At 64.5% G+C, this 21,312-nt stretch carries 22 protein-coding genes and 1 pseudogene; 13 read left to right on the top strand and 10 right to left on the bottom strand.

Annotated elements, in window-relative coordinates; translation table 11 throughout:
* Positions 1-80 precede the first annotated feature (80 nt).
* The 3 genes from trxB (at position 81) to IC608_RS00770 (ending at position 2,833) form a co-directional block, all read left to right on the top strand.
* Positions 81-1,031 (top strand): thioredoxin-disulfide reductase, encoded by a 951-nt coding sequence (gene trxB / locus IC608_RS00780; protein ID WP_191772132.1) that lies wholly within the window; start codon positions 81-83, stop codon positions 1,029-1,031.
* A 115-nt stretch (positions 1,032-1,146) separates the two neighbouring features.
* The gene (locus tag IC608_RS00775; protein ID WP_191772131.1) at positions 1,147-2,040 is read left to right on the top strand and encodes a LysR family transcriptional regulator; all 894 of its coding nucleotides are present in this window, start codon (positions 1,147-1,149) and stop codon (positions 2,038-2,040) included.
* Positions 2,041-2,122: 82 nt separating this feature from the next.
* Entirely contained in the window at positions 2,123-2,833 is a 711-nt protein-coding gene (locus IC608_RS00770; protein WP_210316168.1) for an HAD family hydrolase, read from the top strand.
* Positions 2,834-3,831: 998 nt separating this feature from the next.
* On the opposite strand, the gene IC608_RS00765 is transcribed toward IC608_RS00770, so the two are convergent.
* Positions 3,832-5,034: a pyridoxal phosphate-dependent aminotransferase gene (locus IC608_RS00765; RefSeq protein WP_191772129.1), complete on the bottom strand. Its 1,203-nt coding sequence runs from the start codon at positions 5,032-5,034 to the stop codon at positions 3,832-3,834.
* 72 nt (positions 5,035-5,106) lie between these two features.
* Complete coding sequence (locus IC608_RS00760; protein WP_191772128.1) at positions 5,107-5,523, bottom strand: DUF4864 domain-containing protein; 417 nt, start codon at positions 5,521-5,523, stop codon at positions 5,107-5,109.
* A 177-nt stretch (positions 5,524-5,700) separates the two neighbouring features.
* On the opposite strand from IC608_RS00760, the gene IC608_RS00755 reads away from it, so the two are divergent.
* Positions 5,701-5,952: a hypothetical protein gene (locus IC608_RS00755; protein WP_191772127.1), complete on the top strand. Its 252-nt coding sequence runs from the start codon at positions 5,701-5,703 to the stop codon at positions 5,950-5,952.
* A 55-nt stretch (positions 5,953-6,007) separates the two neighbouring features.
* On the opposite strand, the gene IC608_RS00750 is transcribed toward IC608_RS00755, so the two are convergent.
* On the bottom strand, positions 6,008-6,394 hold the full coding sequence (locus IC608_RS00750) for a GNAT family N-acetyltransferase (protein WP_191772126.1): 387 nt from the start codon (positions 6,392-6,394) through the stop codon (positions 6,008-6,010).
* A 126-nt stretch (positions 6,395-6,520) separates the two neighbouring features.
* On the opposite strand from IC608_RS00750, the gene IC608_RS00745 reads away from it, so the two are divergent.
* From IC608_RS00745 to IC608_RS00735, 3 genes are all read left to right on the top strand, one after another.
* Positions 6,521-7,294: a Spy/CpxP family protein refolding chaperone gene (locus tag IC608_RS00745; RefSeq protein ID WP_191772125.1), complete on the top strand. Its 774-nt coding sequence runs from the start codon at positions 6,521-6,523 to the stop codon at positions 7,292-7,294.
* Between the two features lie 156 nt (positions 7,295-7,450).
* Positions 7,451-8,680, top strand: a complete 1,230-nt coding sequence (locus tag IC608_RS00740) for an aminotransferase class V-fold PLP-dependent enzyme (RefSeq protein WP_191772124.1) — start codon at positions 7,451-7,453, stop codon at positions 8,678-8,680.
* A gap of 72 nt (positions 8,681-8,752) precedes the next feature.
* Positions 8,753-9,661 carry a DMT family transporter gene (locus tag IC608_RS00735; protein ID WP_191772123.1) on the top strand — a complete coding sequence of 303 codons (909 nt, stop codon included), beginning with the start codon at positions 8,753-8,755 and terminating at the stop codon, positions 9,659-9,661.
* On the opposite strand, the gene IC608_RS00730 is transcribed toward IC608_RS00735, so the two are convergent.
* Positions 9,662-10,063 (bottom strand): DUF2147 domain-containing protein, encoded by a 402-nt coding sequence (locus IC608_RS00730; protein ID WP_191772122.1) that lies wholly within the window; start codon positions 10,061-10,063, stop codon positions 9,662-9,664.
* A 2-nt stretch (positions 10,064-10,065) separates the two neighbouring features.
* The gene (locus tag IC608_RS00725) at positions 10,066-10,455 is read right to left on the bottom strand and encodes a DUF2147 domain-containing protein (RefSeq protein ID WP_191772121.1); all 390 of its coding nucleotides are present in this window, start codon (positions 10,453-10,455) and stop codon (positions 10,066-10,068) included.
* Positions 10,456-10,820: 365 nt separating this feature from the next.
* On the opposite strand from IC608_RS00725, the gene IC608_RS00720 reads away from it, so the two are divergent.
* The 5 genes from IC608_RS00720 to IC608_RS00700 all read left to right on the top strand — a co-directional run bounded on the left by IC608_RS00720 (position 10,821) and on the right by IC608_RS00700 (position 13,796).
* Positions 10,821-11,414: a thymidine kinase gene (locus tag IC608_RS00720; RefSeq protein WP_191772120.1), complete on the top strand. Its 594-nt coding sequence runs from the start codon at positions 10,821-10,823 to the stop codon at positions 11,412-11,414.
* A gap of 1 nt (position 11,415) precedes the next feature.
* Positions 11,416-11,808, top strand: coding sequence for an acyl-CoA thioesterase (locus IC608_RS00715; protein WP_191772119.1), 393 nt, complete (start codon positions 11,416-11,418; stop codon positions 11,806-11,808).
* Between the two features lie 187 nt (positions 11,809-11,995).
* Entirely contained in the window at positions 11,996-12,637 is a 642-nt protein-coding gene (locus tag IC608_RS00710) for an SH3 domain-containing protein (RefSeq protein WP_191772118.1), read from the top strand.
* A 63-nt stretch (positions 12,638-12,700) separates the two neighbouring features.
* Positions 12,701-13,276, top strand: a complete 576-nt coding sequence (locus IC608_RS00705; protein ID WP_191772117.1) for an SH3 domain-containing protein — start codon at positions 12,701-12,703, stop codon at positions 13,274-13,276.
* A gap of 145 nt (positions 13,277-13,421) precedes the next feature.
* Entirely contained in the window at positions 13,422-13,796 is a 375-nt protein-coding gene (locus IC608_RS00700) for a hypothetical protein (RefSeq protein ID WP_191772116.1), read from the top strand.
* Between the two features lie 30 nt (positions 13,797-13,826).
* Here the strand turns inward: IC608_RS00700 and IC608_RS00695 are convergent, their stop codons facing one another.
* The 5 genes from IC608_RS00695 to IC608_RS00675 form a co-directional block, all read right to left on the bottom strand.
* Positions 13,827-14,198 carry a DoxX family protein gene (locus IC608_RS00695; protein WP_191772115.1) on the bottom strand — a complete coding sequence of 124 codons (372 nt, stop codon included), beginning with the start codon at positions 14,196-14,198 and terminating at the stop codon, positions 13,827-13,829.
* A 74-nt stretch (positions 14,199-14,272) separates the two neighbouring features.
* On the bottom strand, positions 14,273-15,370 hold the full coding sequence (locus IC608_RS00690; RefSeq protein ID WP_191772114.1) for a YihY/virulence factor BrkB family protein: 1,098 nt from the start codon (positions 15,368-15,370) through the stop codon (positions 14,273-14,275).
* 56 nt (positions 15,371-15,426) lie between these two features.
* Entirely contained in the window at positions 15,427-16,551 is a 1,125-nt protein-coding gene (locus IC608_RS00685; RefSeq protein ID WP_191772113.1) for a DUF3618 domain-containing protein, read from the bottom strand.
* Complete coding sequence (locus tag IC608_RS00680) at positions 16,551-16,967, bottom strand: phage holin family protein (RefSeq protein WP_191772112.1); 417 nt, start codon at positions 16,965-16,967, stop codon at positions 16,551-16,553. The genes IC608_RS00685 and IC608_RS00680 overlap by 1 nt, the downstream gene beginning before the upstream one ends.
* On the bottom strand, positions 16,954-17,727 hold the full coding sequence (locus IC608_RS00675; RefSeq protein WP_191772111.1) for a hypothetical protein: 774 nt from the start codon (positions 17,725-17,727) through the stop codon (positions 16,954-16,956). The genes IC608_RS00680 and IC608_RS00675 overlap by 14 nt, the downstream gene beginning before the upstream one ends.
* A gap of 761 nt (positions 17,728-18,488) precedes the next feature.
* On the opposite strand from IC608_RS00675, the pseudogene uvrB reads away from it, so the two are divergent.
* Positions 18,489-20,594, top strand: a pseudogene (uvrB, locus tag IC608_RS00670) (excinuclease ABC subunit UvrB); the annotation flags it as partial.
* Between the last annotated feature and the right edge of the window lie 718 nt (positions 20,595-21,312).

Genomic DNA, 21,312 nt, shown 5'->3' with positions numbered 1-21,312 from the left:
GGTTTGCCTTGAAACCTCCCCGCTTCGCCTCTTAACTAAGGCTAAGAGAGAGCGATCCCATTTCTTCGGAGAGCGTCGCGATGCACGCCAAAGTCATCATCATCGGCTCCGGCCCGGCCGGCTACACCGCCGCCATCTATGCCGCCCGCGCGATGCTTGAACCGGTCATGATCCACGGGCTGCAGCCCGGTGGCCAATTGACCATCACCACCGACGTCGAAAACTACCCCGGCTTTGCCGATGTCATCCAGGGCCCCTGGCTGATGGAGCAGATGAAGGCGCAGGCCGAGCACGTCGGCACGCGCATGGTCTCCGACATCATCACCCACGTCGATTTCGACCGCCGCCCCTTCATACTCACGGGCGACAGTGGCGACACCTATACCGCCGACAGCATCATCATCGCGACAGGCGCCCAGGCGAAGTGGCTGGGCCTGCCCTCGGAGCAGAAGTTCCAGGGGTTCGGGGTTTCCGCCTGCGCCACGTGCGACGGCTTCTTCTACCGCGGCAAGCAGGTGCTGGTGGTCGGCGGCGGCAATACGGCCGTCGAGGAGGCGCTCTTTCTCACTAACTTCGCCGAGAAGGTCATCGTGGTGCACCGCCGCGACGAGTTCCGCGCCGAGCGCATCCTGCAGGAGCGCCTGTTCAAGAATCCCAAGATCGAAGTACGCTGGAACCACGAGGTCGTCGAAGTCAACGGCTCGCCCATGCCGCCTTCGGTCAATGCCGTGACGCTCAAGGACAACGTCACGGGCCGCGTCTATGAGCAGCCCATCGACGGCGTCTTCGTCGCCATCGGCCACGCCCCCGCGACATCCATCTTCGCCGGCAAGCTCGACATGAAGCCCGGCGGCTATCTGCAGGTGAAGCCCGGCTCCACCGAAACCAACATCCCCGGCGTCTTTGCGGCCGGGGACGTCACCGACGATGTCTATCGCCAGGCGGTAACGGCGGCGGGCATGGGCTGCATGGCGGCGCTCGACGCAGAGCGCTACCTTGCCGAACACGAACTGGCAGAAGCAGCGGAGTAAAACAATGACAGCGCCGGCCGGAGGAGAGGCTATCGCTGTCATAATTCCTGCGCGGGTCTCAACTATGGCCTGCACAGTCGCCCCACCCGGCTGAACAACAAAGAAAGCGTCACCAATGCTCGACTGGGACAAGCTCCGGATTTTCCACACCGCCGCCGAGTCGGGCAGTTTCACCCACGCGGCCGAAAAGCTGGGCATGAGCCAGTCCGCCGTCAGCCGGCAGATTTCTGCGCTCGAAGATGATCTGGGGCTCAAGCTCTTCATCCGCCACGCGCGCGGGCTTGTCCTCACCGAGGTCGGCGAGCAGTTGTTCCGCACGGCCCACCGCATGCACTGGGAGCTCCAGCAGGTCGAGACCCAGATGTCCGAAAGCCAGGACGTCCCGACCGGTCCCCTGATCGTCACCACCACGGTGGGCATCGGTTCGGCCTGGCTTAGCTCGCGCCTCGAGGAGTTCATCAAGCTCTATCCGCTGATCCAGCTCGAAGTGCGCCTCAACGACGCCGAACTCGACCTGGCCATGCGCGAGGCCGACGTCGCCATCCGGCTGCACCGCCCGAACCAGTCCGAGATGATCCAGCGCAAGCTGTTCACCGTCCACAACCATTTCTACGCCAGCAACAGCTATATCGAGGAGCACGGCATGCCCAAGAGCGCCGATGACCTCGACGAGCACCGCATCGTCAGCTTCGGCGAGCCGGTTCCGTCTTATCTCGGCGACATCAACTATCTCGAGCGCGTCGGCCGCACCGAATCCTCGCCGCGCCGCGCTGTCCTCAAGGTCAACGCCATCTACGGCATGCTGCAGGCCTGCCAGGCGGGCATCGGCATCGCCATGCTCCCCGATTACGTGACCGAGCGGCAGGAAGATCTGATCCGCGTGCTCCCCGAGATCGAAACGCCCGCCTACGAAGCCTATTTCGTCTATCCGCCAGCGCTCAAGAACTCCAAGCGCGTCGGCGTCTTCCGCGACTTCCTGGTCGCCAAGGCCCGTGAGTGGAGCTTCTAGCCGACTAGGAAAGTCGCCGGGGGCGATCCGGGGCGGGCCAACCGCCCCAGGACGGTCTTGGCGTCAGCATATCCGGGAGCCATTGGTCTTGCCGCGCATCACCACCATTGCCTTCGATGCCGATGACACGCTCTGGCAGAACGAGCATTTCTTCCGCCTCACCGAGCAGCGCTTCGCCGATCTTTTGGCGGACTACACCGACATTCCCGATCTCAAGGACCGCCTGATCGCGAGCGTCACGCGCAACCTGTCCTTCTATGGCTTCGGCATGAAGGGGTTTGCCCTCTCCATGGTCGAAACCGCCCTTGAGGTCACCGAGCATCGGGTTCCCGGGCGGGTGATCGCGGAAATCCTGGCCGCCGGGCGCGAGCTCCTGTCCTACCCCATCGAGACGCTGCCCTATGTCGATCAGGCTCTCGGAGACCTGCAGGACCGCTACCGGCTGATTCTCGTCACCAAGGGCGACGTGTTCGACCAGGAGCGCAAGGTCGCCGCATCAGGCCTCGCCGAATATTTCGCGGCCATCGAAATCGTCTCGGACAAGACGCGCGCGGCCTATGAGCGGATTTTCAGCCAGCACACCGAAGGGGCAGGTCACACGGTCATGGTGGGCAACTCGCTCCGCTCCGACATCATCCCGGCCCTCGAGGCCGGCGCCTTCGCCGTCTACGTGCCGCACGATCTCACCTGGTCCTACGAGCATGCCGAGGAACCGGCCGATCACCCGCGTTACGCCCGTCTGGAGCATCTGGGTCAGTTGCCGCCCCACCTCCTCGACCTGCAACATCGCTGAACTCCCCCAGGCCTCGGCCCGGCATGCACATGACGCATGGCTGGCATACTCGATGTCTGGTTGGCGACCCGCCCGACGCAGCCTATATGCCCCTCAGCACAGCGGATGTTTCTCCTCCCTCCCTTGCTTCCGCTGCGTTCCCTCCTGGCGGGCTCCGTGCCCGCTCCCTTTAACGGCTTCGCCCTCCCCTCGGGCGAAGCCGTTTTTTTTCGGCTGCCGGCTACTAGGCTGCGACAATATTGCATGGCTGGCATGTGCCGTTTTTTATTGCCGACCAAGTCAGTAGAGTTCATAAGGGCGCCGTCGCTGAGGCGCGCTCCGATCTCCTCCTCCCTTCGGACCCCGCATCGCGACACCGAGCCCAAGGTCTTCTCCTCCTCCCTCGACCGGCGGCTCACCCGGCAGAGCGCAATTCCTCCTCCCTGCTCTCTGCCAGACTTCGATTTGGCTTCGGCCCTATCAATAAGGCTCCAACTTCGGTTGGAGCCTCTTTTTTTGGCCCTTCGCCGGAACCTGTCGCGAGCCTGTCGGATTGCCCATTTGGTGGACAGTTTGCCGCTGTGCCTATTGCATAGCTGTCATGTCGTTCCACCCATTGCTGACCAAACGGTCAAATTCTATATGTGTACCTGTCGATGCGACGCCGCTCCGTTTCCTCCTCCCTCGGACCCGCGTTGCCCGGCATCGGACTGTGGCCGTATCCTCCTCCCTCGGCCAGGGTCCACGGCCTGGAGCAAATCCTCCTCCCTTGCTCCCAGGCCCTTACTTCGATTTGGCTTCGGCCCTATCATTAAGGCTCCAACTTCGGTTGGAGCCTCTTTTTTTGCCCATGCCCCTGCATTCGTGCATGGCAGCCCTGTCAAAGTGGCGTTTGTGGCGCCCGCTGCGGCGCGCAATAGTGCTCACGAAGGCGGCCCCGTGGAGCCCCCTCCTCCAAGGTCAGCGGCTTTGCCGTAGACCCCTGGCCCCGCCCATCCCCTCGGGCGGGGCCTTTTTTTTCAGCGAATGGCTGCGCAGAAGTCCTGGATGCGGCGCACCGCCTCTTCCAGCTCCGCATTGCTCGCCGCGTAGCTGAGCCGAAAATGGCCCGGCAGCCCGAACGCCGCGCCATGCACCAGCGCCACGCCGGTTTCCTCGAGCAGCGCCATCACGAAGGCTTCGTCCGTCTCGAGCCGGGCGCCGCCCGCGCTGGTCTTGCCCAGCAGCTGCTGGCAGGAGGGAAACACATAGAACGCACCCGCCGGCGTCTGGCAGTCGAGCCCGGTATTGGCATTGAGCCCGGCCACCACCATGTCGCGCCGCGCCTGGAACACGGAGCGCCAGTCCTTGAGAAAATCCTGCGGCCCGTTGAGCGCCGCCACGGCGGCCCACTGCGAAATCGACGTCGGGTTCGAGATCGATTGTCCCTGCAGCTTGGTCATTGCCGCCAGCAGCGGCCGCGGTCCGGTGCAATAGCCGATGCGCCATCCCGTCATGGCGTGCGACTTGGAGACGCCGTTCATCGTCAGCGTGCGCTCGCGCAGCGCCGGCTCGACCTCGGCGATGGTGGCAAACCGGCCCCCGTCGTAAACCAGCACCTCATAGATATCGTCGGTGAGGATATGAACGTGCGGATGGCGCAGCAGCACCGCCGCCAGCGCCTTGAGTTCCGCGGCCGAATAGGCCGCGCCCGACGGGTTGGACGGCGTGTTGAGGATCAGCCATTTGGTGCGCGGCGTGATCGCCGCCTCCAGCGCCTCGGGCGAGAGCTTGAACCCGGTCGAGGCATCGGCCATGGCGAACACCGGCTCGGCGCCACACAGCCGCACGATCTCGGGGTAGCTCACCCAATAGGGCACTGGCACCACCACCTCGTCCCCGGGGTTCAGCGTCGCCATCATGGCGTTGAAGATGATGAGCTTGCCGCCCGCGGATACGAAGCAGTCCGCCGCCGTCACGTCCAGCCCGTTGTCGCGCCGGAACTTGGCGGCTACCGCTTCCTTGAGCTCGGCAATGCCGTCCACATTGGTGTAGCGCGTCTTGCCCTCGTCCATCGCCGTCTTGGCGGCGTCGCGCACATGTTCAGGCGTATCGAAATCGGGTTCCCCGGCTGAAAGGGCGATGATGTCCCGTCCCTCGGCCGCCAGCATGCGCGCTTTCTGGCTGATCGCCACGGTCGCCGAGGGGGCCACGCGCCCCAGTGCTTCGGACAGAAAGGCCATCGTCGTCTCCCGCTGGAAAAAGGCGCAGCAGCAATACGCATTCCCTTCCGCCGGAGCAATCTCTATTGCCGCTCAGGCTCCTATGGTCGCCGCCCTGCGCAGCACCACCCCGTGCACGGTCCAGCCGCGCCCGGGCTCCTCGACCATGTCGTACACCGCCTCGAACAACACATCGTCCGCGCCGAAGAACCGCACTTCCTGCGCCACATGGTCTGGCCCGATCTGCCGGAACACCCCGAAACTGTGCGACACCGACTGAACGATCGGCGCATAGCCGGCCGCCACGATGTCGCTGAAGAACTTGCCCGGGTCACTATAGGTGTCCTGGAAGGGCTTGCCGGCCAGGGCCAGCGCTGCCGCCCCGTCGCCGAGGCGCAGGGCCTCGATCTGCGCCGTCACGACGTCCTGCCACGGCGTCTCGCTTTGCTGCTGGCCTAGGGTGGGCGCCGCCAGCATCAGGCCCAGGACCAGTCCGGTGATTGCACGCATGCCATTGCTCCCCTCGCTGCCACAGTTCTGCCCTCAAATGGACCCCGTTTTTCCTCTGTGACTTCACGCTCGGACCCCATTGGGGGTGCCAGATCGCTAGCGTTGATGCGAGAAAAGGACGTCGATCCCATGCACAAATCTACGTCCCCCAGAAAGAAAAGTTTCAGGCTCCTGGCCATGGCCGGGACTGCACTCCTCGGCCTTGGTTCGGGTGTCGTTTTCATTGCCGGCGCCATGCCGGCAACGGCGGCGACACTTGCCAGGCAGCCTGATACGCAGGTGGCGGTCTTTATGCTGCCGCTGATCCTGCTGGTTTCTGTCTTGCTCTTCGAAGTCGCGCGCATTGTCTGGCGCGGCAAGGTACCAGCCACGACTCCATCGCCGCGGCAACAGCGTCTGAAATGGACGCCTGGCCGAGGCGAAGGCTGACATACCTTTGTTTCTCCCTGACCTCGACTTGGGCCGGCCCTGCGCCGGCCCTTTTTCATGACCGGAGCCGGATGAGGCCGGCCGCGGATGGACGGAATCCGCATGCGCGATAGAACGGCTCCAGCTGCGGCTCGAAATCCACATGCAGCCACGCGGCCCCTCGCGCAGCGGCCGTCTGGCGCGCCGCCTCGACCAGTTGCCGCGCCACGCCCTGTCGCCGGAACTCGGGCACCACGCAGGTGTCGAGCAGAAACGCGTGCAGCCCGCCATCCCATGCGACGTTGACGAAACCGATCAGCTCATCGCCGGCCACGGCCCCGACATGGACCAGGCTCCGCGACAGGACCGGCCCGAAATCCCGCTCCTCCTCCGCACCCCAAGCCGCGCGCCAAAGCCGGTTCATCACCCCGTTGGAGGGGAACGGATCGATCACAATTTCCATTTCCGCCCCCCCTATCGCGGCAATCTTGCCGACAATTCATCCGCTCGCAAGGTCGTGACCACCCCGGCGCACCTATATTAGGTCCATGCCGGTTCACCGGCTGATCCCATGCAAAGGATGACTCCGATGAAGACGATTTCCAAAACTGCCGTCGTGGCTGTGATGGCGGCCACCCTCGGCCTTGGCGCCGTCGCTCCCGTTCTGGCCCAGGAAGCCTCCCCTGCCCAGACCACGCCGTCCGCCCCACCCTCCTCCGATCAGTACCTCGGCCATGGCTTCCATATGGGCTTCGGCATGCGCCACGGTGGCGGGCTCGACGCCATCGTCAATGTCGAGCGCGGCGCCGAAGGCATCGAGGTTGCCATCGTGCGTCTGGGCTACCGGCTCGACCTGACCGATGAGCAGAAGGGCCTGCTCGACGAGCTCAAGACCGTCGCCCTCAAGGCCGCCAACGATTTCGACGCGGCGACCCAGGGCCTGCGCCCCACCCGGCCAACCGCTGACGCATCGGGCACGGTCACATCCCCGGCTGCGCCGGATTTCGCCACGCGGCTTGACAACCGCATTGCCATGGCAAAAGCGCACGTCGCGGCTCTCGAAGCAGTCCAGCCCGCCGCGAAGGCCTTTTACGACAGCCTCACCGATGAGCAGAAGACGCAGCTGGCGACGCGCAATCGCGGTCCCGAAGGCATGCCGGGCGACCCTGGCAGGGAGCGCGGCTTCGGCCCCCGCGGCGACCATCATGGCATGATGGGTGGCAACGGCTGGGGGATGCAAGGCCATTGGGGGCAAAACTGGATGAACCGCGACCAGCGTCCGCGCGGCATGATGCAGCCGGACCCGCAGGCGCCGGCGGCCGCACAGTCCGAAGCGGACAAGGCCCGTGCCATCAGCGACTGACGGCCCTCACCCTAAGGCCCGCCGTGCCTCCTTCGGTGGCGGGCCTGCCAGCGGTGCCTGGACAACCAGCGCCGCCAGACCCCGGCCCTCAAAGGCCGGGGTTTGCTTTTGCGCCCACCTCGCATACCAATCGGTCACGCTCTTCACGGAAACGCCATGACTGATCTGCCTCTCGACCCCGCCCGCATCCGCGCCCTTTTCCCGGCCTTTTCCGAGCCGAGCCTTGCCGGACAGGCGTTCTTTGAAAACGCGGGCGGCTCCTACACCGCCCAGGCGGTGCTCGACCGGCTCGATCACTACTATCGCGCCACCAAGGTCCAGCCCTATGGCGTTTACGCCGCCTCCGCCGAAGCCGGCGAGGCCATGAACCTGGCCTATGAGCGCATCGCCGCCGCGCTCAACGTCTCCGCCGACTGGATCCACTTCGGCCCCTCGACCTCGGCCAACACCTATGTCCTCGGGCACGCCTTCGCCGGCTGGCTCAAGCCCGGCGACGCCATCGTCGTCACCAATCAGGATCATGAAGCCAATACGGGCGCCTGGCGGCGTCTGGCCAGCTACGGCATTGAGGTGCGCGAATGGGCGGTTGATCCGCGCACCGGGCGGCTGTCGCTCGCTACGCTCGATCCGCTGCTCGACGAAAAAGTCCGGCTCGTGGCCGTGCCGCACTGCTCCAACATCGTCGGGGAGATCAATCCGGTGGCGGAAATTGCCAGCCGCGTTCACGCCATCGGCGCCATTCTGGCCGTCGATGGGGTCAGCTACGCGCCGCACGGCCTGCCCGACCTCACGACCCTCGGCGCCGACATCTATCTCTTTTCGGCCTACAAGACCTACGGTCCCCACCAGGGCATCATGGCCATCCGGCCCGATCTGGCGGCGCAACTGCCCAACCAGGGCCATTTCTTCAACGACAGCAAGCCGCGCTATCGCCTGACGCCGGTCGGCCCGGACCACGCCCAGATCGCCGCGTCTGCCGGCATCGCCGACTATCTCGAACAGGTGGCGACCATCGCCGGTCCCGCCGCGGCGGGCGACAATCCCTTCCGTCGCGCCCATGCCGCCATGCGCGCGCAGGAAATCGCCATGGCAAAACCGCTGCTCGACTACCTGCGCAACCGCAATGACGTGCGCCTCGTCGGGCCGGACGATCCGGAGCAGCGCGCCCCCACCATCGCCGTCCATCACCGCGAGCCGGGCGTGGAGGTCGCGCGGCGCCTCGCCAGGCACGGCATCATGGCCTCCGGCGGCAATTTCTACGCCTGGCGCCTGATGGAGGCCCTCGGGATCGACCCGCAGCACGGCGTCCTGCGCCTCTCCTTCGTCCACTACACCACGCCCCGGGAAATCCAGCAGCTCATCGCCGCCCTCGACGCCGAGCTCTAGCCCCTGAGATCTCATGGTGAGCCCCGTCGAACCATGAGGTCGGGCACTCCCCAAACCCATCCGAGCCCCCAGATGTCCCGCCCCGTCGCCACCGGCCTTCTTCTGCTCTGCACCATGTTCTGGGGCTTTGCCTTCATCGCCCAGAAATCGGCCATGGACAGCATGGGCCCCCTGACCTTCGCCGGCGTCCGCTACCTCATCGGCGGCCTGCTGGTGCTGCCGCTCGCCTTCGCCGAGCGCCGCCGTAAGCCCGCGCCCCTGCCCCGTCAGCACTGGCTCTTTATCGGCGCCGTCACCCTGGTCTTCTTCATCGGCTCCTGGCTGCAACAGGCTGGCCTCGCTGGCACCACGGCCACCAATGCAGGCTTTCTCACTGGCCTCTACGTGTTCTTCGTCCCCTTGCTCGGCTTCGTGCTGTTCCGCACCCGACCCCATCCGATCATCCTCGTGGGGGTGCCCCTGGCCTTGATCGGTATTTTCTTTCTCAACGGCGGGGGCGGCCTGCACCATTTCACTACGGGCGATTACCTGGTGGCGACCTGCGCCGTCTTCTGGGCGCTGCACGTTCTGCTGCTCGGCCACATCGCGCGCCTCACCGGGCTGCCCGTCTTCGTCTCGGCCATCAGCTTTCTCGGCGCCGGCCTCATGGCCATTCTCATCGCGCTGCCGACGGAACAACCAAGCCTCGCCGCCATCACGGCAGGGTGGGTCGAAATCGGCTATGCGGCGCTGTTCTCGACCGCCATCGCCTTCACCTTCCAGGCCATCGGACAGCAATTCGTGCCCGCTGCCAATGCCGCGATCATCCTCTCGGCCGAGAGCCTGTTTGCCGCTTTGGGCGGCGCGTGGCTGTTGGGGGAACGGCTGACGCCGGTGGGCTATGCGGGCGCGGCGCTCATTTTTTTCGCCATTGTCATGGTCGAAGCCGTGCCACCGCTCTGGGCCCGCCGCCGGACCCACATCCCGCGCCCGACGAACTGATCAGGGCGCGTAGCGATAGAGTTGGTAGGTGCGGCAGAAGATGCCCAGATAACACCCTTCCAGCGTAATCTGGTCGTCGCTGACCTGGGTAATGGTGCCGCTGGCGCTTTGTCCGAAGACGTGCAGATCCCCCTTCCACACATTCTCCCCGATCGGAGCGGCGTGGTCGATCAGCATGGAATCGAGATAGGGCGTGTTCTCCGCATTGTCCGCGCCATTGCCCAGCCAGATCAGCGTGCCACAAAGCTGCGCCCCGTCACCGCACATCTCGACCCGGTAGCGGGAGTCGCGCATCTCGATCTCCCAGATCCCCTGCGGCGACGCATAGGCCGCGGCCTGCGCCTGCCCCAGTGCCGATACGCCCAGAAGCATGGCAAGTAGTGCTGTCTTGACCTTCTGCATCTTCAGTCCTTGTGCCGGTACATTTCGTAGGTCTTGCAGACCACCAGAAAGGCGCAACCATTCAGCGTCAGGTGATCTGCGCTACGCTCGGTGATCGTGCCCGACATGGAATAGCCAAATAGCGACATCTGCCCCTTCCACACCCTGGGTTTGACCTGCCGCAACCCGTTCGCCATCAGCTTGCCGAGATACGGCTTGTACTGCTCGTTGTAGTCGACGTCCGAAAGCCACACGAGCTTGCCGCAGAGCTGCGAACCGTCGCCACAGAGCGCCAGTTCGAAACGCGTATCCTTGCTTTCCAGATCCCACACGCCTGCCGGAGACGCGAAAGCCGGCGCCACGCCGAGGGTCAGCGCCACCATCCCTGCGATGAACGGACCGATCTTGGGCATGCGAAATCTCCCTGACTTATCAACGGGGACCTGTATCGGGGCCAGCGCATGAACCCTGCCTGAACACCTCTGTCACGTCGCTGTCACAGGACCTGCCTAGGCTTGCCGCGTCCGGCTCCCCCCATGCAGCCGGATTTGCCGGTCGCCTGTCCCCAACACGCAACCGGCCGGGAGGGCAAACCGCCAACGCGCCCTCCGCCGGTTCAGAACCGGCTTAGGCCGCCTCTGGGCGGTCTTTTTTTGCCCGCTCATCTTTCCCACGCCTGCGGCAACGCACTCATCTGTTGAAGCGCACCCGCCAACTCTTTCGCCGCGCGGCGCCCGGGTCTATCGCTACCCCATACGGCAGCTACCCCGGACGCCTGATGGCCAAGCTCTATTTTTCCTATGCGGCGATGAATGCCGGCAAGTCCACCTTGCTGCTGCAGGCTGCATACAACTACCGCGAGCGCGGCATGCGTCCCCTGCTCTTCACCTCCGCGCTCTATGTCGAGGACGGCGTCGGCCTCATCACCTCGCGCATCGGCATCGCCGAACCCGCCGAGCTCTACGCGGCCGGCGACGACCTCTACCAGGCGATCCGGGACACGCACGAAGAGTCCAAGGTCGATTGCGTCTTCATCGACGAAGCCCAGTTCCTCACCCGCGACCAGGTCTGGCAGCTCGCCCGCGTGGCCGATCGGCTCAACATCCCCATCATGTGCTATGGCCTGCGCACCGATTTCCAGGGCAAGCTCTTTCCCGGCGCCATGGAACTCCTCGCCATCGCCGACGCCCTGCGCGAGATCCGCACCATCTGCACCTGCGGCGCCAAGGCCACCATGGTGGTCCGGCAGGACATGAGCGGTCGCGTCCTCACCGAGGGCGACCAGGTCGCGATCGAGAAATCCGTCTATCTCTCCCTCTGCCGCAAGCACTGGGAAGAGGCCGTCGGCCGCTGGCCGGTGAAAGGACCCTGACATGATCTCCGACGCCCCAGAGCCGCACGGCACGCTCACCATCCGCACCCTCGCCATGCCGGCCGATACCAATCCGGCCGGTGACATCTTCGGCGGCTGGGTGATGAGCCAGATGGACATCGCCGGCGCCATCGCCGCGGTCGAGCGGGTCAACGGCCGCGTCGTCACCGTGGCGGTCGAAGGCATGACCTTCATTGCCCCCGTCAAGGTGGGCGACGTGCTGTGCGTCTACACCACCATCGAGCGCATCGGCACCACCTCCATCACCATCGGCCTCGAGGCCTGGGTGCGCCGCAACCGGCTGGACGACCGCCAGAAGGTCACCGAAGCGCGCTTCGTCTACGTCTCGCTCGACGAGGCCGGCAACAAGCGGCCCATCGCCGCCACCGCCTGATCCATTCAGCCACCGTTCAGCCACAATCCATCAGCCTGGGCCGGCGTTAAACATCTCACCAAGCCGTGCGGGGTTTCCGGAACTCTTTTCCGGCCTCGCCGTTCTTTGAACAATATTATCCGGCGCCGAACCGTCAGCGTCGTCCCGACAGATCGGGACCGGTTCTTCGCCAAGGGAGCGTAAGAAAATGAACCGTCGTACCCGCAAACAACTCCTCAATCTGGTGACCGGCGTCGCCGTCACTGCAGCAGCCGTCGTGGTGTTCCTGCCCGCCGCACAGGCCGCTCCCGGCACGGCGACAAACAATGTCAACGTGCGCTCCGGTCCGGGTACCGGTTACGCCGTGGTCGATGCGCTCCGCCGCGGTGATCGCGTCGATGTCCAGCGCTGCCAGGGCTCCTGGTGCTACGTCGTCAAGCCCGGCCCCGATGGCTGGGTCTCGGCCAACTACCTCAGCGCTGGCGGCCGTCCAGTGGACGCCGATCGCCCCGGCATCTCGTTCGGCTTCAGCGTCCCTGGCGGCCCGAGCATCAGCATCGGCGTCGGCAACGATGGTCGCCCGACCGTGATCCGTCCCCGGCCGCCGCAGCGCGACGCGGAAGTCTGCTTCTACGAGGATCGCGGCATGCGCGGCTCAAGCTTCTGCCTTGAGGAAGGCGAGCGCACCACCCTGCGCCGGGGCGAATACATCGGCTCCATCGACAACCCCGATGGCCTTTCGGTCCAGCTCTGCACCGACCGCAGCTACCGCGAATGCCGGACCTACACCACCAGCGCCAATTCGCTGGGCCGGTTCGGTGACCTCGTCACCTCCGTCCGCGTCCGCTGACATTTTCAACCGGCCCCCAGGGGCCGGTTCTTTTTTGCCTGTCGATCAAGAATGGAGTGATCCATGAAGCGTCTCTTGCTCGCCCTCGGCCTCTCGCTTGCCAGCCTCGCCGGCGGCCTTTCCCCAGCTGCCGCCGACTCGCCCAGTGGCAGCCACGGCTGGGCCCTCAACGCCCTTACCCTCAGCAACGGTCCGGGGTCCGAATACGACGTCACCGGCCAGATCCCGGCCGATGTGGCGATCAAGGTCCTCCGCTGCCACGACAACTGGTGCCTCGTCGATGGCCCCGGCGGCCGCGGCTGGACCTACAAGGGCAGTGTCGGCTTCGGCCAGGCGCCCATCGGTCCCCTGGAAGGTCCCAAGTTGAACTACGCGTCGGGCGGCCCGGGCGCCGTCTGCTTCTATACCGGCACCAACTACACCGGCGCCTCCCTATGCGCCGGTCCCGGACAGGTCTTCACCGACCTTGCCCTCTATCACCTCGACGATGTCTTTTCCTCGGTGCAGGTGACCGGCAGCGTCTCCGTCGCCGCCTGCCGCGATCGTGAGTTCCAGTCCTACTGCACGCGCATCGTCGAGAGCGAGCCGGTGCTTCACCAATATCTGCGGCGCAACCTCTCCTCCGTCCGCGTCTACTGAAGAGCCTGAAGGCGCCGGCAGCCCCGGCGCCTTTGCGCGCAGGTCAGCGCATGATCCCCATTCTCCTCGACCCCGGGGAGGATTATCCTGCGTCGCCGCCCGCGAGTCTGCCCAAGCAGACGCCGGCGGATGGAGGGGGATTATCATGCCTGCAATGTCGCATCTGTACTTCCGTACAGCCATCGTCCTGCTGATCGTCGGGATCAGCCTGGGCATTCACATGTCGATCAGTGGCAACCATGCCTTTGTCGGCGCGCACGCCCATATCAACCTGCTCGGCTGGGTCACCAGCGCGCTCTTCGGCACCTATCTCGCACTCAATCCCGCGAAAGCCCAGGGCCTGCTGCCCCGCGTGCAGTACGGCATCTACATCGTTGGCGTCATCGTCATGGGCGCGTCGCTCTACCTGCTGCTGGGCGGCAACACGAGCGTTGAGCCCATCGTCGCGGTCAGCTCGCTCGTCACCTTTGCCGGCGTGCTGCTGTTTGCCGTCATGATGTTCATGCCATCGCGCCGCTAGGCCTCGGAGGCGGGGAATCCCCGCCTCTTCTTACCGCCGCAGCGGAAACAGCTGGCGCAGCGTCGGGTCGCGCAGCCACAGCGCCAGCCAGAGCGCCGCGCCCAGGTAGAGGCTGAAAAGGGTATGGCTGAACAGCGGGTTCCCCACGCGCAGATTGGCCGCCAGCGCGCCACCCAACAGCCCGGTGGTGAGCACCGCGCCGAGCAGAGCCGTCCGCGGGATCAGGAAAAGCGCCGCGCACGCAAGCTCGATGCAGCCAATCAGGATGAGGTACCTGGCGTCCCACCCGACCACATGCATCGGCTCAATCGCCGCCTCCATGCCCATCAATTTGGGGACCGCCGACGCCCCCACTAAAAATAGCGCAATCAAGACGCTCACCACCCAACCCGCTCGTTCCATCGCAAAGGCTCCAGCGGCAGCACCATGCTGCCTACGCCTTCATGACGGACCGATAGGGGCGCTTTCGACAGCGCCTACTTGTTGGCCGGCTTTTTTCGCTCGAGCAGCAAGAGCGCCGCGGCGGCCGGCGCCGCAAAGGCCAGCGTCCCCCAGGAGACGCGCTTGCGATGACGGTCGGGACGCACCTCGTCGGCGTTGGCGTCTGACTTGTTGTCCCTGCCCCCGACCGTGTCAGCCACATAGGCGCCCCGGCTCCCGAGGGGTACGCGCTCGCCCGTCGTGGTGTCGCGCATCGTTTGATGCTCGATCTGGGCATTGAGCAGCGCCCCGATCAGAACCAGCGTCACCGAGATCCAGAGCCAGGTCATGAGGCCGATGACCGCGCCGAGCGAGCCATAGGTGGCGTTGTTGTCCGAAAAATTGGCGGCGTACCAGGAAAAGCCGACGGACCCCACCGCCAGCGCCACCGTCGAGAGCACGGTGCCGGGGGTGATCCAGCGCCACTTCGCCTGCTCCCGCGCCGGGCCCCAACGATAAAGCGCGGCGATCATCAGCGAGATGACGACGAGCATGGCGACATAGCTGCCGATCCGCACCAGCCACTCCGCCCCCTCGCCCAGGGCGAAGATGGAAAGGATGATCGGCATCACGACGACAGCCGCGATCACCAGCACACCGGCAACGGCACCGCAGAAGGTGAAGATGAGGGCTGTGGCGTTGAGCACGAAGAAGTTGCGGTCCTCACGCTCATGATAGGCGATGTTCATGCCCTCGAAGAGCGCCTTAACGCCGGAGCTGGAGCTCCACAGCGCAATGCCGAGCGAGATGACCAGCGTCCACCCCAGCGTCGATCCACCCTCGGACGTCAGCCGGGTCAGTTGGTCCGTCAGAACGCTGAGCACGTCCGACGGCACGATGCCCTGAAGGAACGCGATCTGGTCGAGGACGCTCGCGGGATCGTTGAACAGCCCATAGAGGGAGACGAAGGCCGTCAGCGTCGGCACCAGCGAAAGCAGCAGGTAGAAGGTCACCCCCGCCGCTGTCAGCATGATCCGGTTCTGGTTGATGTCGCCATAAACCCGCCAGAGGATATCCTTCCAGCCGCGTGCCGGAATGTCTGTCGGCTGGTCGGCGCGCCGGCCGCGGCCCTCGTGGTGGTTAGACTGTGTCATGGCATCCCCAGGCGCAAGAAAGGGCGCGGGAAAAGCTCCCGCGCCCTGTGTTCAGGTCAGCTGTTGTAGGTCGTCGAGGACGACGTTCCGCCGCTCGTGCCGAACGAGCTCGACGAGCTGCCGGAACCGGAAGAACTGCCCGACGTTGACGATCCGCTCGTGGAGCCACCGGCCTCGGCCACACCGTCGCGCGCCTTGTTGTAGAGGTCGCCGGCGCGTTCAGTTGCAGTCTCGTAGAGCTCGGACGCCTTTTCGCGGCCCTGGTCGTAGAGATGCTCGGCCTCTTCGCCCAGCTTGGACTTCGCCGAATCGGCGGCATCGCCCATCAGCGCGTCTTCCTGCTCGGTATGCGGCAAGGCAGCGCCGAACGCGGCACCCACGGCAAAGGCAAGGGCACCGGCCACCAGCGGCTGGTCCTTGAACTGTTGCATGATGGTCTGGTTGAGCGAATTGACCTGGGCGCTCATGGCCTCGCCAGCATGGGCGGCATGATGCGCACCACCCTTCATGCCCTGGCTGAGGCCGTGCCGCGCGCCATGCAGCATGTCCTTGGCCTTGCGCCAGTTATGCGAGGCCCAGCCGCTGGCTTCGTCCAGCATGTTGCCCGCTTCGTCACGGAACTGCTCGACACGCGTTCCCGCCGCGTCGGTAAAGCCACGGAAGCTCTTGCCGGTCTCGTCGACGAAGTGGCCCGCACGTCGGCCGGCCGCATCGGAGGCCGCCTTGTACTTCTTGCCAGCGTCATCGAGGAACTCGCTGACGTGATTGCCGCTCTCGTCGCGCCGGTGCGACACGCGACGCAGGCTCGTGCCGGTGATGACGGCGACCGGATAGTCGTCTTCCAGCGTCTCGCCGCCGTCATAGCCACGACGGCCATTGATGCTGTCGTCCCAGGCCCGGTCGGCGTCGGTGCTGGTCCCGGCCGCCGGGGCCGGCTTGGCCATCAGCCAGGCAAGGCTCACGCCCAAGAGCGCGACCGGCAACGGGTTGGCCGTCACATTGCGCTGCAGGCTGGATACGAACGCGCCGCCGCCGCCCTTGGTATAGGTAAGCAGTTCATCGACGAGCTGGCCCGGAGACAACTTCTCCGAAATGCTGTCTATCCGGTCTTCGAGGCGGGCGCGCTGCTGCTCCACCTCGCGCTGCAGTTCCGCAGAACTTTTATGGTCATCGTAAGCCATTAGAGCCGCTCCTTCACGATGTCCGCATCCCGTCCGAGGGAGGTCGTGGTGCGATTGAGGTTGAGATTGGAGGCCTTCACGGTGTTGAGGCCCTTGGAGATGAACACCCCGCCGATGATGCCGACCACCACTGTGACGATCACCGCCGCGATCGCCGTGGCCAGCGTGTCACCCATGCCCTGTGCGACCAGGAACGAGGCGATGAGCGTGACAATGGCACTCAGGAGGACGCCGAGCGCCCCCAGCACCAGCACGCCGCCGATGGCGAGCGAGGTCACGCCGCCCAGCATCTCGCCGAATTTCTCCGAGGCTTCCGTCTTGGCGAGCTGGATTTCCTTGCGAAAGAGGCCGGAAATATCGCCGACCAGGCCGCTGAGGAGATCCGCCAGCGAACGCTGTTCATTAACCTGTGACATTGCCGTTCCCTCCAAAAGTGCTGCTCGACGTGCGCGTGCTGCTGCCCGACTGGCCACTGGTGTTCACGCTGGACGAGGGGCTCGATGCCGGTGAGTAGCTGCCGGCAGGACGGCTGGCGGACGATCCGTAGCTGCTACCGCCCGAAGCGCTGGCCCCGCTGCCGTAGCTCGAACCGGTCGACCCACTCGCGCCCGAATAGCCGGAGCCGCTCGAATAGCCCGTGCCGCTGGAAGATCCAGTCCCGCTGGACGCCTGCGCCCGCTGATGACGATGCGCGGAGGCACCGGCAAAACGGCTCGCGACGAAGCCTGCAAGCGCCGCCGCGCCAAGGAAAGCCAGCGGCTGCGAGCGACCGAACTGCTGCGCCGTGTGCATCAGCTCATCGACGCCCTTGTTCTCGACGTCCTTGCCGAAACGGTCGAGCCCTTTGGCAAGGTCCCGGGCGTAGCGCGCCGTTGTCGCCTGCTCGCCTTCGAGCTCATCGGCGACCTTGGAAATCGCACCGGCAATGCCGGTTATCTGATGGGCCGCCAGGTCCTTCTGGTCGGTGGCGAAGGACTTGGCGTGCTCGGTCGCCGCGCCGATCTGCGACTTGGCTTCGCGCTTGATCGCGTCCATGTCGCGCGACGCCTGCTGCGAAGCAGCGCTGAGATCGCTGCTCAGCTTCTCGCTGGCCTGATGCAGGTCGGTCTTGGCCTTCTGCTGTGCATCCGTTGGCAGGGAGCCCGTTCCGGATGCTCCGGGATTATCCACGGTCATCGTAAATCTCCTCGATTCAGTGCCGCCATCGGGGCACACTCACCGAGAAAATGGTCGCAACGGGCATCCCGTTCCGCCGCTTGGCCCTATTAAAATCGTGGAACCTTTGGGCTGCTTCCGCCTTGCCGCGGCAGGCGGAGCCTCTCTCCGTTGCCGGAACCCCAACCGGTTCCGCGCGCGTTTCCGCTGTGCTACAAACCGTGAACCGATCCCCTGCTGACATTGCGTGACAGGCACCCCATCTATGGGTTCCTCCTGTCCCTTTCCCTGCTGACCCACGAGCGCGCGCCATGGCTTCCAGATCCTCACGCCCCGGCAAGGCTGAATTCTCCATCGACGAATTCTTCGCCGAAATCGAAAAGGCCGAGGATATCGCCGCCAGCAAGCCGCTCTATGCCGAGCGCATGAAGAACAAGCGCGCGCTCGATCGCGCCGATGCCGCCGAGAAGGCCGCCGCCGAACCCAAGACCGCACTCGAAAAGCGTCGCACCACCAAGTCGAGCCACGACACGGCCACCGGCATGGCCAAAAAAACCAGCAAGACCAAGATCAACTCGGTGGACCGCGTCGATTTCGATGGCATGGGCGAGGCTCCGCAGGCCGGCTTCGGCCACGTGCCCTCCCAACGCGTCACCGCCCGCGAGATTTCCCGCGTGGCCGCCGCCGACCCGGAAACCCAGGCGAAGCTGCGCGAAGCCCTCGACGCCTCGGTGAAGAAGAACAAGGCCCGCAAGAACGAAGACATCTCGGGCGCCGGCGTCGGCGTCACCGCCACGGTGAAAGCGCTCGAGCAGATCATCCTGCACGGCCGCAAGGAAGTGGAAGGCTCCGCCCCCTGGGTGCCGCACCGTCCCGAGCGCCCGGCCAAGCGCGGTGCCTCGAAGCCCTTCCGCCTCGCCACCGACTACGTCCCCGCCGGCGACCAGCCCACGGCCATCGCCGAGCTGGTGGAAGGCGTCAACAATGGCGAGACCGACCAGGTCCTGCTCGGCGTCACCGGCAGCGGAAAAACCTTCACCGCCGCGCAGGTCATCGCCCAGACCCAGCGCCCGGCGCTGATCCTCGCGCCCAACAAGACCCTGGCCGCCCAGCTCTATTCCGAGTTCAAGGGCTTCTTCCCCGACAACGCGGTGGAATACTTCGTCTCCTACTACGACTACTACCAGCCCGAGGCCTACGTCCCGCGCACCGACACCTATATCGAGAAGGAATCCACCATCAACGAGCAGATCGACCGCATGCGCCACTCGGCCACGCGCGCGATCCTCGAACGCGACGACGTCATCATCGTCGCCTCGGTCTCCTGCATCTACGGCATCGGCTCGGTGGAAGACTACACCGCCATGACCATCGACGTGCAGAAGGGCGAAAAGATCGACCAGCGCCAGTTGCTCGCCAAGCTCGTCGCCCTGCAATACAAGCGCGGCGATACTGGCTTCGTGCGCGGCACCTTTCGCGTGCGCGGCGATACCGTCGAAATCTTCCCCGCCCACTACGAAGCCGCCGCCTGGCGCGTCTCCCTCTTCGGCAACGAAGTCGAATCCATCACGGAGTTCGATCCTCTAACGGGTAAAAAAAGCGCCGACCTCACCTTCATCCGCGTCTACGCCAACTCGCACCACGTGACGCCGCGCACCACCATGAACCAGGCGATCAAGCTCATCAAATCCGAGCTTGCCGCGCGCCTCCAGGAACTCAACGGCGCCGGCCGCTTCCTCGAAGCCCAGCGCCTCGAACAGCGCACGCTGTTCGACCTCGAAATGATGGAAGCCACCGGCTCCTGCGCCGGCATCGAGAACTATTCGCGCTACTTCTCCGGCCGCAAGCCCGGCGAGCCGCCGCCGACGCTGTTCGAATACCTGCCCGACGACGCCCTCGTCTTCGTCGACGAAAGCCACGTCACCATCGGCCAGCTCGGCGCAATGTATCGCGGCGACCTGCGCCGCAAGGCGACCCTGGCCGAATACGGCTTCCGCCTCCCCTCCTGCATGGACAACCGCCCCCTGCGCTTCGAGGAGTGGAACGCCATGCGCCCGCAATCGGTCTACGTCTCGGCCACCCCCGGCTCCTGGGAAATGGAACAGACCGGCGGCGTCTTCGCCGAACAGGTCATTCGCCCCACCGGCCTCATCGATCCCCCGGTTGAGATCCGCCCGGCCACCCATCAGGTCGACGACGTCATCGACGAGATCCGCCAGACCATCAAGGCCGGCTACCGGACCCTGTGCACCGTCCTCACCAAGAAGATGGCCGAGGACCTCACCGAATATATGCACGAACAGGGCATCCGCGTGCGCTACATGCACTCCGATGTCGACACCATCGAGCGCATCGAGATTATTCGCGACCTTCGTTTGGGGGCATTTGATGTGCTGGTGGGGATCAACCTCCTCCGCGAAGGCCTCGACATCCCCGAATGCGGCCTCGTCGCCATTCTCGACGCCGACAAGGAAGGCTTCCTCCGCTCCGAAACCTCCCTCATCCAGACCATCGGCCGCGCCGCGCGCAACGTCGACGGCAAGGTGATCCTCTATGCCGACAACATGACCGGCTCGATGGAACGCGCTTTGGCCGAAACCAACCGCCGCCGCGAAAAGCAGATCGCCTATAACGAAGCCAACGGCATCACGCCCCAGTCCGTGAAAGCCCGCATCAACGACATCATCGACAGCACCGCCGAACGCGACCACGTCACGATCAGCATCGGCAAGGGCAAGGACGGCAAGGAAAAGACCGTCACCGGCGACAATCTCGCGACGGTCATCAAGGACCTCGAACGCGAGATGCGCGAGGCGGCGACGAACCTGGAGTTCGAAAAGGCCGCGAGGTTGCGGGATGAGGTCAAGCGGCTCAGGGAGATGGAGCTGGATACACTGGAGGGCGAGGTCAGCTAGGACGCGCCTTCAACCAACTGAAAGAATGCTTGCACGGCTGTACCCGCAAATTCAGGATGCACGGGTGCGGTTCATCAGTGGAAGCGCGAGAACAATAGTTCTTCAAATATCTGGAATCGAGCTACACTAGCGACAATCATGCTTTTCAGGTCGCTATGCCGCAATTTACCGATGAGAACATTGAACGGATTTTTGGTGCTGACGACGCCGAAAATGAGAACCCGGTCCGCTTCAAAGAGTACTTCTACAAAAATCGCGCCTATGAGGCGCTAACTTCAGCTCTGCCAGTCAGAGTTTTGGTAGGGCATAAGGGTGTCGGAAAAAGCGCGCTTTTGAAGCATGCATTTTTGTCGGATGAAGAAGCTCGAAAGCCTGCAGTTTGGATGAAGCCAAACGCACTGGTCGCTGCGAGATCAGCTGCTGCAAAAGAACATGACTTCATTCTTCGGATTGAAGAATGGAAGTTAGGCATACTCCGCAACGTACTGGATCACCATTGGCGCTTGGTATACGGGGAAGGCGCCTCTGAAGTAATAAATAGCCTAGAGAGCTACGATCCAAGCCAGCTTTCACATCTACTAACGCGTTCACTTAAAGAGAATGCACGTGGCAATCCGATCAACATCTACATCGATGATATTGACCGAGGATGGTCTGCCACACCAAACGATGTGCGAAACATCTCAGCTTT

The organism is Devosia oryzisoli, from assembly GCF_014837245.1.
GTDB classification, from domain to species: Bacteria; Pseudomonadota; Alphaproteobacteria; order Rhizobiales; family Devosiaceae; genus Devosia; species Devosia oryzisoli.
Note: the sequence above shows the minus strand (reverse complement) of the source record. Positions and strands in the feature narration are given on the sequence as shown.

Coding starts and splice junctions, on each gene's coding strand:
- trxB (WP_191772132.1), top strand. CDS start 81: ATGCACGCCAAAGTCATCATCATCGGCTCCGGCCCGGCCGGCTACACC.
- IC608_RS00775 (WP_191772131.1), top strand. CDS start 1,147: ATGCTCGACTGGGACAAGCTCCGGATTTTCCACACCGCCGCCGAGTCG.
- IC608_RS00765 (WP_191772129.1), bottom strand. CDS start 5,034: ATGGCCTTTCTGTCCGAAGCACTGGGGCGCGTGGCCCCCTCGGCGACC.
- IC608_RS00760 (WP_191772128.1), bottom strand. CDS start 5,523: ATGCGTGCAATCACCGGACTGGTCCTGGGCCTGATGCTGGCGGCGCCC.
- IC608_RS00755 (WP_191772127.1), top strand. CDS start 5,701: ATGGCCGGGACTGCACTCCTCGGCCTTGGTTCGGGTGTCGTTTTCATT.
- IC608_RS00750 (WP_191772126.1), bottom strand. CDS start 6,394: ATGGAAATTGTGATCGATCCGTTCCCCTCCAACGGGGTGATGAACCGG.
- IC608_RS00745 (WP_191772125.1), top strand. CDS start 6,521: ATGAAGACGATTTCCAAAACTGCCGTCGTGGCTGTGATGGCGGCCACC.
- IC608_RS00740 (WP_191772124.1), top strand. CDS start 7,451: ATGACTGATCTGCCTCTCGACCCCGCCCGCATCCGCGCCCTTTTCCCG.
- IC608_RS00735 (WP_191772123.1), top strand. CDS start 8,753: ATGTCCCGCCCCGTCGCCACCGGCCTTCTTCTGCTCTGCACCATGTTC.
- IC608_RS00730 (WP_191772122.1), bottom strand. CDS start 10,063: ATGCAGAAGGTCAAGACAGCACTACTTGCCATGCTTCTGGGCGTATCG.
- IC608_RS00725 (WP_191772121.1), bottom strand. CDS start 10,455: ATGCCCAAGATCGGTCCGTTCATCGCAGGGATGGTGGCGCTGACCCTC.
- IC608_RS00720 (WP_191772120.1), top strand. CDS start 10,821: ATGGCCAAGCTCTATTTTTCCTATGCGGCGATGAATGCCGGCAAGTCC.
- IC608_RS00715 (WP_191772119.1), top strand. CDS start 11,416: ATGATCTCCGACGCCCCAGAGCCGCACGGCACGCTCACCATCCGCACC.
- IC608_RS00710 (WP_191772118.1), top strand. CDS start 11,996: ATGAACCGTCGTACCCGCAAACAACTCCTCAATCTGGTGACCGGCGTC.
- IC608_RS00705 (WP_191772117.1), top strand. CDS start 12,701: ATGAAGCGTCTCTTGCTCGCCCTCGGCCTCTCGCTTGCCAGCCTCGCC.
- IC608_RS00700 (WP_191772116.1), top strand. CDS start 13,422: ATGCCTGCAATGTCGCATCTGTACTTCCGTACAGCCATCGTCCTGCTG.
- IC608_RS00695 (WP_191772115.1), bottom strand. CDS start 14,198: ATGGAACGAGCGGGTTGGGTGGTGAGCGTCTTGATTGCGCTATTTTTA.
- IC608_RS00690 (WP_191772114.1), bottom strand. CDS start 15,370: ATGACACAGTCTAACCACCACGAGGGCCGCGGCCGGCGCGCCGACCAG.
- IC608_RS00685 (WP_191772113.1), bottom strand. CDS start 16,551: ATGGCTTACGATGACCATAAAAGTTCTGCGGAACTGCAGCGCGAGGTG.
- IC608_RS00680 (WP_191772112.1), bottom strand. CDS start 16,967: ATGTCACAGGTTAATGAACAGCGTTCGCTGGCGGATCTCCTCAGCGGC.
- IC608_RS00675 (WP_191772111.1), bottom strand. CDS start 17,727: ATGACCGTGGATAATCCCGGAGCATCCGGAACGGGCTCCCTGCCAACG.